This is a genomic window from Azoarcus sp. KH32C (assembly GCF_000349945.1).
Lineage (GTDB): Bacteria > Pseudomonadota > Gammaproteobacteria > Burkholderiales > Rhodocyclaceae > Aromatoleum.
On the sequence record NC_020516.1, the window covers coordinates 4778957 to 4794377 of the forward strand.

Genomic DNA, 15421 nt, shown 5'->3' on the forward strand with positions numbered 1-15421 from the left:
ACGCCTGCATGAAGCTGATCATCGGCAACAAGAACTACTCCTCGTGGTCGCTGCGCCCCTGGCTCGCCGCCCGCGCGTGCGGCGCCCATTTCGAGGAGATCCGCATTCCGCTGCACACGCCCACGACGCGCGAGCGCATCCTGAAGCACTCGCCGTCGGGCAAGGTGCCCTGCCTGATCGATCACGGAAGCACCGTGTGGGACTCGCTCGCGATCTGCGAATACCTCGCCGAGAAATACCCGCAACTGTGGCCGACGGATCCGTCGGCGCGCGCGGTCGCGCGCTCGGTCAGCGCCGAGATGCATTCGGGCTTCCAGGACCTGCGCCAGAACATGCCGATGAACATCCGCAAGGACTACACCGGAAAGGGTCATACGCCCGGGGTCGACGCCAACATCGCGCGCATCGAGGCGATCTGGAGCGACTGCCGCGAGCGCTTCGGCAAGAAGGCCGGGGCCGCCGGCCCCTATCTCTTCGGTGCCTTCAGCGCAGCGGACGCGATGTTCGCGCCGGTGTGCTTCCGCTTCAAGACCTACGGCATCCAGCCGCAGGGCGCCGCGGGCGAATACCTGGCGACGATGCTCGCGCACCCGCTGATGCAGGAATGGGCGGCTGCGGCCGGGGCCGAAACCGAATCGATCGCGGCCGAGGATCTGTACGGCTGATGCAACGTTACATTGTCGGCGGCGCGGTTCGCGACCGCCTGCTGGGCCTGCCGGTGCAGGATCGCGACTGGGTCGTGGTCGGCGCGACCGCCGACCAGATGCTCGCCCAGGGCTTCCGCCCGGTCGGCAAGGATTTCCCGGTCTTCCTGCACCCGCACACGAACGAGGAATACGCGCTCGCGCGCACCGAGCGCAAGAGCGGGCGCGGTTACCACGGCTTCACGATGCACGCCTCGCCCGAGGTCACGCTCGAAGAGGACCTGATGCGCCGCGACCTGACGATCAACGCGATCGCGGAGGATGAGGCCGGAAATCTGATCGACCCCTACGGCGGGCGCGACGACCTCGAGCAGCGCATCTTCCGCCACGTGAGCCCCGCGTTCGCCGAAGACCCGGTGCGCATCCTGCGCGTTGCGCGCTTCGCCGCCCGCTTCACCGATTTCACGCTCGCCCCTGAAACGCTCGCGCTGATGCGCCGGATGGTTGCCGACGGCGAAGTCGACCACCTCGTCCCGGAACGCGTGTGGCAGGAACTCGCACGCGGGCTGATGGAGGCCAAGCCCTCCCGTATGCTGCGGATGCTGCATGAATGCGGGGCGCTCGCCCGCATCCTGCCGGAACTGGATCGCCTGTTCGGCGTGCCCCAGCCGAAGGAATACCACCCGGAAGTCGACACCGGCGAACACATGATGCTCGTGATGGACCACGCCGCCGCGACGCAGCAGCCGCTCGCCGTGCGCTGGGCTTGCCTGATGCACGAGCTCGGCAAAGGCGACACGCCCGCCGACGTGCTGCCGCACCACTATGGCCACGAGGCCCGCAGCGAGGAACACGCGCGCCGCGTCTCCGAGCGGCTGCGCGCGCCCTCCGATTGCCGCGACCTCGCGGTGATCTTCGCGCGCGAGCACGGCATCCTGCACCAGGTCGAGAAACTGCGGCCCGAGACGATCGTGAAGGTCCTAGAACGCAGCGACGCGCTGCGCCGCCCCGAACGCTTCTTGCTGCTGCTCGATGCGGCCGCCTGCGACTTCTACGGCCGCCCCGGCATGGAGCAGCGTCCGTATGTGCGCAGCGACCGCTGGAAGGCAGCGCTGGCCGCGGTGCAGACCGTCGACGCCGGCACGATCGCGCGCGCCTGCGACAACAAGGCGGACATCCCACAACGGGTACATTCGGCACGCGTCGCCGCGGTGAAGGAGGCACAATCGTCCGCCGGCTAGCGTCCGTCGGAGGCGGGGCCTTCAGATTGCTCTCAGCACCACCCAAACGACTAGCGACAACAGGAGGGTGCTGGTGAACGGCAGGTGGAAAGCGCGGCCGAACACGCGGAAATGCAGGTCTCCGGGCAAATGGCCGAGCCGCAAGGTACGTGTCAGGCCGGGGCGGAACACCTCGGTAACGATTACCATCAGCACGATCACGACCAGCCACTTCAACACGAATCGCTTCCCCCGAAATAAAGCATTAGACTCGCGCCCATCCTTGGCCGCAAGGCTGCCACTTTCGGCAGCAGCGCGCCCGCAACACAGATCCAAGAACCCGTGATGACCCATCTCGATCCAAAGACGTCGCAAGCATGAACGCCAACCGCTTCGGCGATCTCGAAGTCCTGGCCTGCAGCCCGGCAGGCGAACCTCGATCCTCCACTCCGCTGCTGTTCATCCACGGCGCCTACACCGGCGCCTGGTGCTGGAGCGAGCACTTCCTGCCCTATTTTGCGCAGGCCGGCTACACGAGCTACGCCGTGTCGCTGTCCGGCCACGGCGCGAGCCGCCGCGCGGGCGTCCTCGACGCATTCTCGATCGACGACTACGTACGCGACATCGCCGAAGTCGTCGCGCGCCTGCCGTCGCCCCCGGTGCTGATCGGCCACTCGATGGGTGGCATGGTGGTGCAGAAGTACCTCGAACGCGCCCAGGTGCCGGCCGCGGTGCTGCTCTGCGCAGTGCCGCCGCAGGGGTTGATGGGATCGGCGATCGGGTTGATGCTCTCGAAACCGAATCTTCTCAACGACCTCAACCGCATCCTCAACGGCGGCCACCCCGACCCGGACGGCTTGCGCGACGCCCTCTTCCACCAGCCGATCGGCGTCGACACGCTGATGCGCTACTACGCGCTATGCCAGCCCGAATCGCACCGCGCGATCTGGGACATGACCTTCTTCAACCTGCCGCTGCCCGCGCTAATGCATCGCCCGCCGATGTTGGTCGTCGGCGCCGAGCACGACCAGCTGATCCCGCCCGCGCAAGTCATGATGACTGCCGCAACCTACGGCGAACAGGCGCGCATCATCCCGGGAATGGGCCACGGCGTGATGCTCGAACACGACTGGCGCATGGTGGCCGACCTGCTCGCAGCGTGGCTTCCGACACAAATTGATTGACTCCGATCTAGCAATCGGAATCATTTCGATTCATGATGGAACTGCGGGCACCAAAAGGGTGCCTGGTCGGCACTCTGCAGGGCGGACCGTCTTCCCTGCGGTGCCGATTGCGGTAGTCCGGTACGCACCACGTTCGAGCTCAAGATTCGGCCGGATCGGCCGATAACCGACTCAGGACGCCGAACCACCAGACGACACCGCGGAGGCCATCATGGTGATGATCATGGACATGACGACAGGCAAGGTGATCGCAGAACCCGAGGAGTACGGGGACGAAGTGCTCAACGCGAGCTGGCTGCCGCCGCAGCGCGAGCCCGCGGTGCAACTGCAGCTGGTGCAGGTCGAGCACATCGAGACCACTCCGAAAGCGCCGCCGATCGACGCCGAACACTTCCTCGAAGCGGTCTATCGCTTCCAAGAGTGACTTTCGCGCAGGTTGCGCACGCGGGTGCGTGACCGCCTGAGCTCCGGATACGACACGTGCCGGAGGCGAGAGCGTTTTTTATCCGCGCGCGGCAGGTCGCCTCTTACAGCGCATGCAAGCGGTCGCCGCGGCGGAAACCCACCAAGGGTTCGTCGATGCCCTTGCCGACGGCCAGCACCTTGAAGAGTTCCCCCATCTCCTGCGGCGTCGTCAGCCGCTGCACCGCACGCGCGGCGCGGATGTAGTCCGCACTCTCCTCCGGCGCACGCCGCGCCAGACACTCCAGCACCCCGCAGTTGAACAGGAAGGCCGCCTGGTTCGCATAGCCGTACACGTCGAGCCCCGCTTCGAAGGCCGCTTCGGCAACGGCCGTGAAGTCGACGAAGGCCGTGATGTCGTTGAGGCCCGGCCACAGGAAGGGGTCGGCATGCGCGTTGTGGCGGTAGTAGCACAGCAGCGTACCGTTCGAGCGTGAGGGCAGGTAGTACTCGGCGCGCGGGTAGCCATAGTCGATCAGCAACAGCGCGCCCTTGTCGAGGCGGCGCGCCCACTCGGCGATCCACGCACGTCCGGCGAGGTTGATCTCGGTAACGTACTCGCCGCTCTGCGGCTCCGGCAGTTCGAGCGTCTTCGCGTACTCCGCCACCGCGCCCGTCGCCGGCGAATCGGCCCAGCGCAGCGTGCCGCTGTCGTCGAGGGCGACACCGCGCTCGAAGAGCCCCTCGGGACGTTGGGCGACGATGTGCACGGGCATCACGTCCAGCACTTCGTTCGCCACCAGCGCGCCCGAAAAATGCTCCGGCAGCGTGTCGAGCCAGCGTATCCGGCTCGCGAGATGGGGCGCCTTCGCGGCGAGCGTGTCGAACTGGCGTTCGCGCAGTTCGCCCGAGACTTCGAGGATCGAATAGGTCTCGGGCAGGCTGCCGCGGCGTTCGAGCTCCAGCAGCAGGTCGGCTGCAAGGAGACCTGTGCCGGCGCCGACCTCGATCAAGGCAGGCGCGGAGGCGCGCATCACCTGTTCGACCTGCGACGCGAGCGCCTGACCGAAGAGCGGCGTGAGCTCCGGGGACGTGATGAAATCGCCGCCGGGACCGAACTTTCGCGCGCCGCCGCTGTAATACCCAAGACCCGGCTCGTAGAGCGCGAGCGCCATGTAGCGCGAAAACGGAATCCAGCCTCCCGCCTCGGCGATGGCGGAATGGATCGTCTGGACGAGGCGCTCGCTCTGCGCGAGGGCGTCGTCGGAAGGTTGCGGCAGGGACATGGCAGGCGCGGCGGACGAAGGTAAAACGCGTATTCTACCCGCCGGCACGCACCGCCCCGCGCGCCGATGCCGTGTCCGACACGTGCCTCCATAACCAGAAAGAACAGACCGACAGAGAAATGAACCAGCAGGACACCCCCGTCATCCTGATCACCGGCGCCGCACGACGCGTCGGCGCCGAGATCGCCCGCACGCTGCACGCGGCCGGCGCCCATGTGGTGCTGCATTACCGGCAGTCGGCGGCCGACGCCGAAGCGCTCGCCGCCGCGCTCAACGCCCAGCGCCGGGACTCCGCGACGACCGTGCGGGCCGACCTCAAGGAGGACGGCGCCCCCGAAGGCGTCGTCGACACGATACTCGCGCGCCATGGACGGCTCGACGCGCTCGTGAACAATGCGTCGAGCTTCTACCCGACGCCGCTCGGCCGCATCGATGCCGCCGCCTGGACCGACCTCATCGGCTCCAACCTCAAGGGGCCGCTCTTCCTGTCGCAGGCCGCCGCCCCGGCCTTGCGCGAATGCCGCGGCGCGATCGTGAACATCGTCGACATCCACGCCGAACGGCCGATGAAGAACTACCCCGTGTATTGCGTCGCGAAGGCGGGGCTCGCCGGGCTCACGCGCGCGCTGGCGCTGGAGCTCGGCCCGGAAGTCCGGGTGAACGGCGTCTCACCCGGCGCGATCGATTGGCCCGAGGACGGACAGTTCCCCGCGGACGAGCGCGACGCCATCGTCCGCCACACGCTGCTCGGCCGCATCGGCAGCCCGACCGACATCGCCCGCACCGTGCGCTTCCTGATCTTCGACGCCCCCTACATCACGGGCCAGATTCTCGCCGTCGACGGCGGACGTAGCGCGCATCTGTAAGTCACAGGGTAAGTCCCTGCCGCCAAAGGTATAATGCGCCCCGTTTTTCCTGTTGGACATCCCGCCGTGAACGCCCTGACCGCTGCCGCCGAGGCGGCCCTCCCCGACACCACCGTGACCGTCGACGACGACAATGCCGCGCCGCGCTTCTCGAACACCTTCCTGCGGCTGAAGAAGAAGCTCGAACGCTCGGTCGGCAAGGCGATCGGCGACTTCAACATGATCGGCGAAGGCGACACGGTGCTGGTGTGCGTGTCCGGAGGAAAGGATTCGTACACGCTGCTGTCCTGCCTGCTCGCGCTGCGCGAACGGGCACCGGTCAATTTCCGCATCGTCGCGATGAACCTCGACCAGAAGCAGCCGGGCTTCCCCGCCGAGGTGCTGCCGGCCTATTTCGAGTCGATCGGCGTCGAGTACCGCATCGTCACCGAGGACACCTACTCGATCGTCAAGGACAAGATCCCCGAGGGCAAGACGACCTGTTCGCTATGCTCGCGCCTGCGCCGCGGGATCATCTACCGCGTCGCGAAGGAGATCGGCGCGACGCGCATCGCGCTCGGCCACCACCGCGACGACATGATCGAGACGCTGTTCCTCAACATGTTCTTCGGCGGCAAGCTGAAGTCGATGCCGCCCAAGCTCGTCAGCGACAACGGCGAACACGTCGTGATCCGCCCGCTCGCCTACTGCACCGAGAACGACATCGCCCGCTTCGCGCGCACGATGGAATTCCCGATCATCCCGTGCAACCTCTGCGGTTCGCAGGAGAACGCCCAGCGCAAGCAGATCAAGAACATGCTGCAGGCCTGGGCGCGCGAATTCCCGGGGCGCATCGAGTCGATCGCGACCGCGATGACCCAGGTTGTGCCCTCGCATCTGGCGGACGCCGATCTCTTCGATTTTCGGGGACTCACGCGCGACACGCAGGTGGCCGAAGGTGACATCGCCTTCGACCGGCCGGAACTGCCCTTCGCGCTCGGCACCATTCCCGTCGTGAGCGATTTAACAGACTGAGTCCGCGCCGGCGCAATCCGGCTTGCAATGGCTCAGTCATTTGACGATCATCATCGAGCCGGTCTGCGGCGCCCCGTTCGGAATCCGGGCGCCATGCCGCAGTGATGAATCAGACACGGAATTCCGGACATGGCCCTGCCGAACACCGTCTGCGTCCTCGTTGCCGAAGTACCGGGCACGGATCGTCTCGCCGAAGCCCTCGGCACGACCGAAGCCGGCCATGCGATCGAGCGCTGCCTGCATCGCATCGAACGAGCGGTCGAGGCCAACGCCGGCACTTCGCAGCGCCACGGCAGCGTCCGCATCAGCGCGAAGTTCGCCCGCGGCGACGCGGCCATCCTCGCCGCCTGCGAGATGCTCGAACGCGTGCAGTCGCTGCCGCCCCAGCGCGGGCTGCGCATGGCGATCAGTATCGGCGTGCATAGCGGCGAAGCTGCGGAGCAGGACGTCGAACGCATCGCCCAGCGCCTCGCCGAAGCCGCGAAGCCGGGTCACGGCTTTGCCACCGCGCCGGTCTTCACGGACCTTTCAGCCGGCACCCGGCCGCTGATCGGTGACACGCCGACGCGCAACGCCATGCTGCGCGACCTGCCCTGGCCCATCCATCCGCTCGGCCGTCCGAGCGGCGTCCCGACCCCGCCGCCGGCCGCCCCGCGCACCGGGCAGCGGCTGCAGCTGCGCCACGGCGAAACGGTGCTGATGGTCGAGGAGACGCGCCCCGTGCTGCTCTTCGGACGCGAGCTCGGCAACGACGTGGTGATCGCCGATCCGCGCGCGTCGCGCCAGCATGCGCGCATCGAACGCCGGCGTGATGGATTCGTGCTCATCGATCAGAGCACCAACGGCACTTTCCTGCTTGAAAACGGCCACGTCGAATATTGCATCAAGAACGAGGAAGTGCGCCTCAAGGGGCCGGGGCGGATCGGTTGCGGCTTTTCCTGCGACGAAATCGAACGCGACCTGCTCTTCTTCGAGATCCTCTGACGCTCGGCCGGCCCCTGCCGGCGCGGCGATGCTCCCCTTCATGGACTTCCTGACCTTGCTCGACCCCGGCCCCGACGCGGGCCTCGCGGCGCTCTTCGTATCGAGCTTCCTGTCGGCGACGCTGCTGCCCGGCGGCTCCGAGCTCGTGCTCGCCGGCGTGCTGAAGCTGCGCCCCGAACAGCTCTTCGCCGCGCTCACGCTCGCGACCCTCGGCAACACCCTGGGCGGTATGAGCACCTGGGCGCTCGCCCGCCTGCTGCCGCACAAGGCCGACACCACGCGGCTCGCCTGGGTCCGTCACCACGGCGCACCGGTGCTGATCCTGTCGTGGGCACCGGTGGTCGGCGACGCGCTATGCGCCGCGGCCGGTTGGCTGCGCCTCGCGTGGCTGCCCTGCATGCTGTGGATGGGCGCAGGCAAGCTGCTACGCTACGCGCTCGTCGCCTGGACCGTCCTTTGATCTTTCCCCCGACTCTGCCTCCAAACCAACCATGACCATTCAGCGCTTTGGCACCACCGCCCGCTATTCCGACATCGTCATCCACAACGGCACGGCCTGGATCGTCGAAGTCCCCGCCACCGAAGGCGCGGACGCCGCGACGCAGACGCGCGAAATCCTCGACAACCTCGACCGCCTGCTCGCCCAAGCCGGCAGCGGCCGCGAGCGCCTGCTTTCCGCGACGATCTACCTCACGGACATGGCCGACTACGACGCGATGAACGGCGTCTGGGACGCTTGGCTGCCCGCCGGCACCGCGCCCTCGCGCGCCTGCGTGCAGGTCGCCGGCCTCGCGCACAGCGGCTGGCGCGTCGAGATCGCGGTGATGGCCGCCGTTCGCGGCGCGGACTGAATCTTCCGCGTCGGCAGTTGTCTGACGACGGATTCAACCTGCTGCAAAATCAAGACCCTACGTTTTATGAGGGCTTAAAACGCCCTTCTATTGCACCGCAGTAAGTTACAATTTGCGGTTCACTGCCGCCCGGTATCGGAACATCTCATGACTCAACGCCTGCGCGAGATCCCTTACAACTACACCTCGTTCTCCGACCGCGAGATCGTCATCCGCCTGCTCGGGGCCGACGCGTGGCAAACGCTGAACGCGCTGCGCGAGGAGCGCGTGACCGGACGGTCGGCGCGGATGCTCTACGAGGTGCTGGGCGACATCTGGGTCGTGCAGCGCAATCCGTACCTGCAGGACGACCTGCTGGAGAACCCGGAACGGCGCGACGCGCTGATCGCCGCGCTGCGTCACCGCCTGCGCGAAGTCGAGAAGCGCCGCGAGGAAAGCGCGGGTGAAGACCCGGAGCGCAGCGAGAAGGCCGCGAGCCTGGTCGCCGCCGCGCACGTCGCGGTCGACCGCTTCGCCGCCTTCTTCACCGACACCGAGGCGCTGCGCAAGAAGACGCTGAAGGCGCTCGCCCGCCACACCAAGCGCGACAACATCTGCTTCGACGGCCATGCGCGCGTCTCGCACGTCACCGACGCGACCGACTGGCGCGTCGAGTACCCCTTCGTGGTCCTGTGCCCGGACACCGAGGACGAGATGGCGCCGCTCGTGAAGAGCTGTATCGAGCTCGGGCTGACGATCATCCCGCGCGGGGGCGGCACCGGCTACACCGGCGGCGCCGTACCGCTCGACGCGCGCTCGGTCGTGATCAACACCGAGAAGCTGATCGACATCGGCGCGGTCGAAGAAGTGATGCTGCCGGACCTCTCCGGCAAGCCCGCCCTGCCCTATGCGACGATCCGCACCGGCGCGGGCGTCGTCACGGACCGCGTCTCGGAAGCCGCGAGCCTCGCGGGCCGCGTGTTCGCCGTCGACCCAACCTCGGCCTCCGCCTCGTGCATCGGCGGCAACATCGCGATGAACGCCGGCGGCAAGAAGGCGGTGCTGTGGGGCACCGCGCTCGACAACCTGGCGTGGTGGAAGATGGTCACGCCGCACGGCAACTGGCTCGAAGTCGAACGCCTCGGCCACAATTTCGGCAAGATCCACGAGCAGGAGACGGTGCAGTTCCGCCTGCGCCGCTTCGACGCCGCGAGCTACGCGCTGCTCGGCGAAGAGATCCTGGCGATGCCGGGCGCCTCGTGCCGCAAAGTCGGCCTCGGCAAAGACGTCACCGACAAATTCCTCGGCGGCGTACCGGGTGTGCAGAAGGAAGGCACGGACGGCCTGATCGTCGCCGCACGTTGGGTGCTGCACAAGATGCCGCCGGTGACGCGCACGGTCTGTCTCGAATTCTTCGGCCAGGTCCGCGAAGCCGTGCCGGCGATCGTCGAGATCACCGACTGGTTCAAGCCGGGCGCCGAAGGCCACCGCCTCGGCGTGCAGCTCGCGGGCCTCGAGCACCTCGACGAACGCTACGTGAAGGCGGTCGGCTACACGACCAAGGCGAAGCGCCACGGCCGACCGAAGATGGTGCTGATCGGCGACATTGTCGGCCACGACGAGGCGGCCGTGATGACCGCCGCGTCGGAAGTCGTGCGCATGTGCAACGTGCGCGCCGCCGAAGGCTTCATCGCGGTGAGCCCGGAGCAAAGGAAGCGCTTCTGGCTCGACCGCTCGCGCACCGCGGCGATCTCGCGCCACACCAACGCGTTCAAGGTGAACGAGGACGTCGTGATCCCGCTGCCGCGCATGGGCGACTACTGCGACGGCATCGAGCGCATCAACATCGAGCTCTCCACGCAGAACAAGCTCGAGCTGTGCGACGCGTTGACCGAATTCCTGCAGGGGGATCTGCCGCTCGACCAGGGCGACGCGAACATCGCCGCCGACGAGCTGATCGGCGACCGCCGCCAGGCCGCACTCGACTACATCGCGAGCGTGCGCCGCCGCTGGCAGTGGCTGCTCGACAATCTCGATCTGCCGCTCGCCGAGGCCGAAGCCCGCTTCGCCGAGTTCGGCGTGCAGGCAGGGGAACTCACGAACCGCGCCGCGAACCCGCGCCTCTTCCACCGGCTGCAGGACTACTCGGTCCGCACCTCATGGAAGACCGAGCTCAAGCCGCGCCTCGACAAGATCTTCGACGGTGTCGTGTTCCGCCCGGTCCACGCGCGTATCGCCGAAGTGCACAAGGAAGTGCTGCGCGGCCGCGTCTTCGTCGCGCTGCACATGCACGCCGGCGACGGCAACGTGCACACCAACATCCCGGTGAACTCCGACCACTACGACATGCTGCAGACCGCCAACCGCGCGGTGGATCGCATCATGGCGCTGGCGCGTTCGCTCGACGGCGTGATCTCGGGCGAGCACGGTATCGGCATCACGAAGCTCGACTACCTCACCGACGACGAGATGGCGAACTTCTGGGCCTACAAGCAGAAGGTCGACCCGGAAGGCCGCTTCAACCGCGGCAAGCTGATGCGCGGCGCCGGCACGATCACCGGCAACCTCGACAACGCCTACACGCCCAGCTTCAACCTGATGGGCCACGAGTCGCTGATCATGGAGCAGACCGAGATCGGCGACATCGCACACGACATCAAGGACTGCCTGCGCTGCGGCAAGTGCAAGCCGGTGTGCTCGACGCATGTGCCACGCGCGAACCTGCTGTACAGCCCGCGCAATAAGATCCTCTCGACCTCGCTGCTGATCGAGGCGATGCTCTATGAGGAGCAGACGCGCCGCGGCGTGTCGCTCGCGCACTGGGCCGAGTTCGAGGACGTCGCGGACCACTGCACCGTCTGCCACAAGTGCGAGAAGCCCTGCCCGGTCGACATCGACTTCGGCGACGTGTCGATCAAGATGCGGAACCTGCTGCGCAAGCAGGGCAAGAAGAGCTTCAACCCCGGCAAGGCCGCGGCGATGGCCTTCCTGACCGCGAAGGACCCGGCGACGATCAAGCTGATCCGCACCGGCATGATCGAGGTCGGCTACAAGGCGCAGCGCTTCGCGCACAAGGTCGGCAAGTCGCTGGGGCTGATCCAGGCCCAGGTCAAGGCGCCGCCCGCGACGCTCGGCAAGCCGCCGATCCGCGCGCAGGTGATCCACATGATCAACAAGCCGATGCCCGGCAACCTGCCCAAGCGCACCAGCCGCGCGCTGCTCGACATCGAGGACGACAAGGTCATCCCGGTGATCCGCAACCCGCAGATCAAGCGCGACGAATCGGAGGCGGTGTTCTACTTCCCCGGCTGCGGCTCGGAGCGCCTCTTCAGCCAGGTGGGCTTAGCGACGCAGGCGATGCTCTATCAGGTCGGTGCGACCACCGTGCTGCCGCCCGGATATCTGTGCTGCGGCTATCCGCAGACTTCGGCCGGCGAGGACGACAAGGGCCAGCAGATCACGACCGACAACCGCGTGCTCTTCCACCGCGTCGCCAACACGCTGAACTACCTCGACATCAAGACGGTGATCGTGTCCTGCGGCACCTGCATGGATCAGCTGCAGAAGTACCAGTTCGAGAAGATCTTCCCGGGCTGCCGCCTGCTCGACATCCACGAGTACCTGATGGAAAAGGGCGTCAAGCTCGAAGGCCTCAGCGGCACCAAGTACATGTACCACGAGCCCTGCCACACGCCGATGAAGGTGCATTCGGGCATCAAGGTCGCCAACGAACTGATGGGCACGCGCGTCGACCTCAGCGACCGCTGCTGCGGCGAATCGGGCACGCTCGCGGTCGCGCGGCCCGACATCTCGACGCAGGTGCGCTTCCGCAAGCAGGAGGAGATCGAGAAGGGGGCGGCGGCACTGCGCGACGGCGGCAACGAGCCGGTGAAGATCCTGACCTCGTGCCCGTCCTGCCTGCAGGGTTTGAGCCGCTACACGAACGACGCGGGCGGGGTCGAGGCCGACTACATCGTCATCGAGATCGCCAAGCACGTGCTCGGCGAAAACTGGATGCCGGAGTACGTGCAGCGCGCCAACAGCGGCGGCATCGAGCGGGTGCTGCTGTAAGCGCTACGGGGAGGCCGCCTTAGGCCTCCCACGCTCCTTCCGGGTGCAGCCGCCGCCATAGCTCCGGCATCGCCTCGGCGGCCTTCATGCGAATGCGGTGCGTCACGAGGCGGCTGACCTCCGTTTCACCGGGATTGATCTCCACGCTCGGCACGCCGACCTGGTCGGCCCACCAGATCGGGCCGGAAATGTAGGGGAAAACGCTCGTCGTGCCGATCGACACGACGAGATCGACGCCATCGTCGAGCAGCGCCTGGAGCCGGTTGAGACCGGCATCCGGCAGCATCTCGCCGAAGAGCACGACGTCCGGCCGGATCAACCCGCCGCAGGACGGACAGGCCGGCGGAATCTCGAGGCCGGCGTAGTCGGTCACAGTGCGCGCATGATGGCATTCGATGCAGCGCAGCCGGTGCACCGTGCCGTGGATCTCGATCAGGTTGTTCGATCCGGCGTCGCGATGCAGGCCGTCAACGTTCTGCGTCAGCACCCACACCCCGGGATTCTCGTGTTCGAGCGCGGCGATGATGCGATGCGCGATGTTCGGCTGCGCGCCTCGGCAGTTGGCCTCGATCTGGGCGATGTATTTCCACGTGATGTCGGGCCGGCGGTACATCATTTCGCCCGACAAGGCCTCCTCGATCGTGAGGCCGTCCTCGGTGAGGCGCTCGTGGTACAGGCCGCCGATGCCGCGGTAGGTCGGCAGGCCCGAATCGGCGGAGATGCCGGCGCCGGTGATGAAGAGGATGCGGTCGGAGTCGTCGATCAGTTGTGCGACGGTGTCGAGGGTTTCGGCGTTATTCACGGCTGTACTCCTTCGACCTCGACCAGGCAATCGTAGAAGGTCGGTCCGCCGCCGATGTCGGTCAGGGCCGGCGACGTGACGGCGTTGGCGTTTTCGCCGTCACCCGAAAGCTTACGCCACCAGACCGACGGACACACGACGAGTCCCAGGCGCACGCGATCGGTGACGACCGCCCGAGCGTGGAAGGCGCCGCGGTCGTTGTAGATGCGCAGCCGGTCGCCTGCCGCGATGCCGCGGCGGGCGGCGTCGTCCGGATGGATCTCCAGCTTCGGGCTGCCTTCCTGTTCGAGGAAGCGCGGCAGGTTCGCGAAGCTGGTGTTGAGGAAGTTGCGCGCGGGCGGCGAGATCATCGCGAGCGGATAGCGCGCGGCGAGCTCCGGATTGCTGACCGGGGACTCATGCGGCGGCACCCAGCGCGGCAGCGGGTCGAAGCCCTGGGCGGCGAGGCTCCCGGAATAGAACTCGCACTTGCCGGACGGCGTCAGGAAATCGCCGTGCGCGAAGGGCGTGAAGGGCCGCGGCAGGTTGAGCCGCGCCCAGCCGCGCGCGGCGAGCGTTTCCGGATCGACGCCGAGCGCGCGCAGGTCGCGGCGCTTGAAGGCCTGCGCGGCGATCTCGTCGTCGGACTCGAACAGCGGCGCATCGGTGAAGCCCAGCCGCGCCGCGAGCAGGCGGAACACCTCGCTGTTCGGCTTCGCTTCGCCGAGCGGCGCGATCGCCGGCTCATTCGTCAGCGCGTAGAGATGGCCGTAGGACTTGTGCACGTCCCGATGTTCGAGCTGACTCGTCGCCGGCAGCAGGATGTCGGCGTAGTCGGCCGTATCGGTCTGAAAGAGCTCGTGCACTACGCAGAAGAGATCCTCCCGCGCGAAGCCTTCGCGCACGCGCGCCCCGTTCGGCGCGACCGCGACCGGGTTCGAGTTGTAGACGTAGAGCGCGCGGATCGGCGGATCGTTGGCAGTCAGCAGATCCTCGCCGATCGTCGACATGTTGATCGTGCGGGTCGGGCGCGCGTGATGCGCGGTGTAGAGATCGGGGCGTTCGAGGGCTTGCTGGTCGACGGGGAAGTTGCCCGAGGTGGACAGCAGCGCCCCGCCCGCCGGATGGCGCCACGCACCGATGAGTGCCGGCAGGCACGCGATGTTGCGCACCGCCATGCCGCCGCCGGCGCAGCGGTTGAGGCCGTAGTTGAGGCGGATCGCCGCCGGCTTCACGCTGCCGTATTCGCGCGCGAGATCGCGGATCGTCTCCGCCGGCAGGCCGGTGAGTGGCGACGCCCACTCCGGCGTACAGGTGCGAACGCGCTCGGCGAGGGCGTCAAAGCCGAGCGTGTGGGCGTCGATGTAGTCGCGGTCGATGAGCCCGTCGGCGATCAGCACCTGCATCATCGCCAGCGCGAGCGCGCCGTCGGTGCCCGGCCAGGGCGCGAGGTGCAGGTCGCACTTCTCGGCGGTCTGCGAGCGCCACGGATCAATGCACACGAGCTTCGCGCCGCGCCGTTTGGCTTCCAGGATGTAGCGCCAGCCGTGCAGGTTCGACACGATCGGGTTGCCGCCCCAGATCAGGATCAGCTTCGCATCGACGATCGCCTCCGGATCCATGCCGACCGAGGCGCCGATCGTCGCCTTCCAGCCCGCGGCACCCGCCGACGCACAGATCGTGCGGTCGAGCAAGGAGGCGCCGAGCCGATGGAAGAAGCGGCAGTCCATGCTGCTACCCTGCACGAGGCCCATCGTGCCGGCGTAGCTGTAGGGCAGGATCGCGAGGGGGTCGTCGGCGGCGATGTCGCGGAACTTTGCCGCGATGGTGTCGAGCGCCTCGTCCCAGGAAATGCGCTCGAAGCGCCCCTCGCCCTTCCTGCCGACGCGTTTCATCGGGTACTGCAGGCGCTGCGGGGAATACACGCGGTCGAGGTAATGCGCGACCTTCGTGCACAACGCGCCGTTCGTGAAGGGCAGGTCGTCCGCGCCGCGGACCTTCACTGCGCGGCCATTCTCGACCGTGATCTCCATCGCGCAGGTGTCCGGGCAATCGTGGGGGCAGGCCGCGCGGATAACTTTGGGAGTGGGAGCGTTCATGGTCGTACCTGCCAGGGGTTACTACCGGCCGCAAGCTGCG

At 67.3% G+C, this 15421-nt stretch carries 14 protein-coding genes; 10 read left to right on the forward strand and 4 right to left on the reverse strand.

The genetic code is table 11. The features are described 5' to 3' along the window. Nucleotides 1-8: 8 nt before the first annotated feature. Together AZKH_RS21485 and AZKH_RS21490 are read left to right on the forward strand one after the other, a co-directional pair. Nucleotides 9-665: a glutathione S-transferase family protein gene (locus AZKH_RS21485; RefSeq protein ID WP_015437910.1), complete on the forward strand. Its 657-nt coding sequence runs from the start codon at nucleotides 9-11 to the stop codon at nucleotides 663-665. Next, a complete protein-coding gene (locus AZKH_RS21490) occupies nucleotides 665-1885 on the forward strand; it encodes a multifunctional CCA addition/repair protein (protein WP_015437911.1) in 1221 nt (406 codons plus the stop codon). The genes AZKH_RS21485 and AZKH_RS21490 overlap by 1 nt, the downstream gene beginning before the upstream one ends. Nucleotides 1886-1906: 21 nt before the next feature. On the opposite strand, the gene AZKH_RS27760 is transcribed toward AZKH_RS21490, so the two are convergent. Then, nucleotides 1907-2104 (reverse strand): DUF2905 domain-containing protein, encoded by a 198-nt coding sequence (locus tag AZKH_RS27760; RefSeq protein ID WP_015437912.1) that lies wholly within the window; start codon nucleotides 2102-2104, stop codon nucleotides 1907-1909. 137 nt (nucleotides 2105-2241) lie between these two features. On the opposite strand from AZKH_RS27760, the gene AZKH_RS21500 reads away from it, so the two are divergent. Together AZKH_RS21500 and AZKH_RS21505 are read left to right on the forward strand one after the other, a co-directional pair. Then, entirely contained in the window at nucleotides 2242-3048 is an 807-nt protein-coding gene (locus AZKH_RS21500) for an alpha/beta hydrolase (RefSeq protein WP_015437913.1), read from the forward strand. 211 nt (nucleotides 3049-3259) lie between these two features. Then, nucleotides 3260-3472 (forward strand): hypothetical protein, encoded by a 213-nt coding sequence (locus AZKH_RS21505; RefSeq protein ID WP_015437914.1) that lies wholly within the window; start codon nucleotides 3260-3262, stop codon nucleotides 3470-3472. 103 nt (nucleotides 3473-3575) lie between these two features. Here the strand turns inward: AZKH_RS21505 and AZKH_RS21510 are convergent, their stop codons facing one another. Further along, entirely contained in the window at nucleotides 3576-4736 is a 1161-nt protein-coding gene (locus tag AZKH_RS21510) for a class I SAM-dependent methyltransferase (RefSeq protein ID WP_015437915.1), read from the reverse strand. 119 nt (nucleotides 4737-4855) lie between these two features. Between AZKH_RS21510 and AZKH_RS21515 the strand changes: the two genes are divergently transcribed. The 6 genes from AZKH_RS21515 to AZKH_RS21540 all read left to right on the forward strand — a co-directional run bounded on the left by AZKH_RS21515 (nucleotide 4856) and on the right by AZKH_RS21540 (nucleotide 12501). Further along, nucleotides 4856-5602: a pteridine reductase gene (locus tag AZKH_RS21515; protein ID WP_015437916.1), complete on the forward strand. Its 747-nt coding sequence runs from the start codon at nucleotides 4856-4858 to the stop codon at nucleotides 5600-5602. Nucleotides 5603-5668: 66 nt separating this feature from the next. Next, nucleotides 5669-6616 carry a tRNA 2-thiocytidine(32) synthetase TtcA gene (gene ttcA / locus AZKH_RS21520; protein WP_015437917.1) on the forward strand — a complete coding sequence of 316 codons (948 nt, stop codon included), beginning with the start codon at nucleotides 5669-5671 and terminating at the stop codon, nucleotides 6614-6616. A gap of 129 nt (nucleotides 6617-6745) precedes the next feature. Further along, nucleotides 6746-7600, forward strand: a complete 855-nt coding sequence (locus tag AZKH_RS21525) for an FHA domain-containing protein (protein ID WP_015437919.1) — start codon at nucleotides 6746-6748, stop codon at nucleotides 7598-7600. A gap of 28 nt (nucleotides 7601-7628) precedes the next feature. Continuing rightward, nucleotides 7629-8060 carry a YqaA family protein gene (locus AZKH_RS21530; protein WP_015437920.1) on the forward strand — a complete coding sequence of 144 codons (432 nt, stop codon included), beginning with the start codon at nucleotides 7629-7631 and terminating at the stop codon, nucleotides 8058-8060. A 31-nt stretch (nucleotides 8061-8091) separates the two neighbouring features. Next, nucleotides 8092-8451, forward strand: coding sequence for a RidA family protein (locus AZKH_RS21535; protein ID WP_015437921.1), 360 nt, complete (start codon nucleotides 8092-8094; stop codon nucleotides 8449-8451). 147 nt (nucleotides 8452-8598) lie between these two features. After that, a complete protein-coding gene (locus AZKH_RS21540) occupies nucleotides 8599-12501 on the forward strand; it encodes a DUF3683 domain-containing protein (RefSeq protein WP_015437922.1) in 3903 nt (1300 codons plus the stop codon). A gap of 19 nt (nucleotides 12502-12520) precedes the next feature. On the opposite strand, the gene AZKH_RS21545 is transcribed toward AZKH_RS21540, so the two are convergent. Continuing rightward, a complete protein-coding gene (locus AZKH_RS21545) occupies nucleotides 12521-13303 on the reverse strand; it encodes an NAD-dependent deacylase (protein WP_015437923.1) in 783 nt (260 codons plus the stop codon). Beyond that, nucleotides 13300-15381, reverse strand: coding sequence for a molybdopterin-dependent oxidoreductase (locus AZKH_RS21550; RefSeq protein ID WP_015437924.1), 2082 nt, complete (start codon nucleotides 15379-15381; stop codon nucleotides 13300-13302). Before AZKH_RS21550 ends, AZKH_RS21545 begins: the two co-directional genes overlap by 4 nt. Nucleotides 15382-15421: the final 40 nt, after the last annotated feature.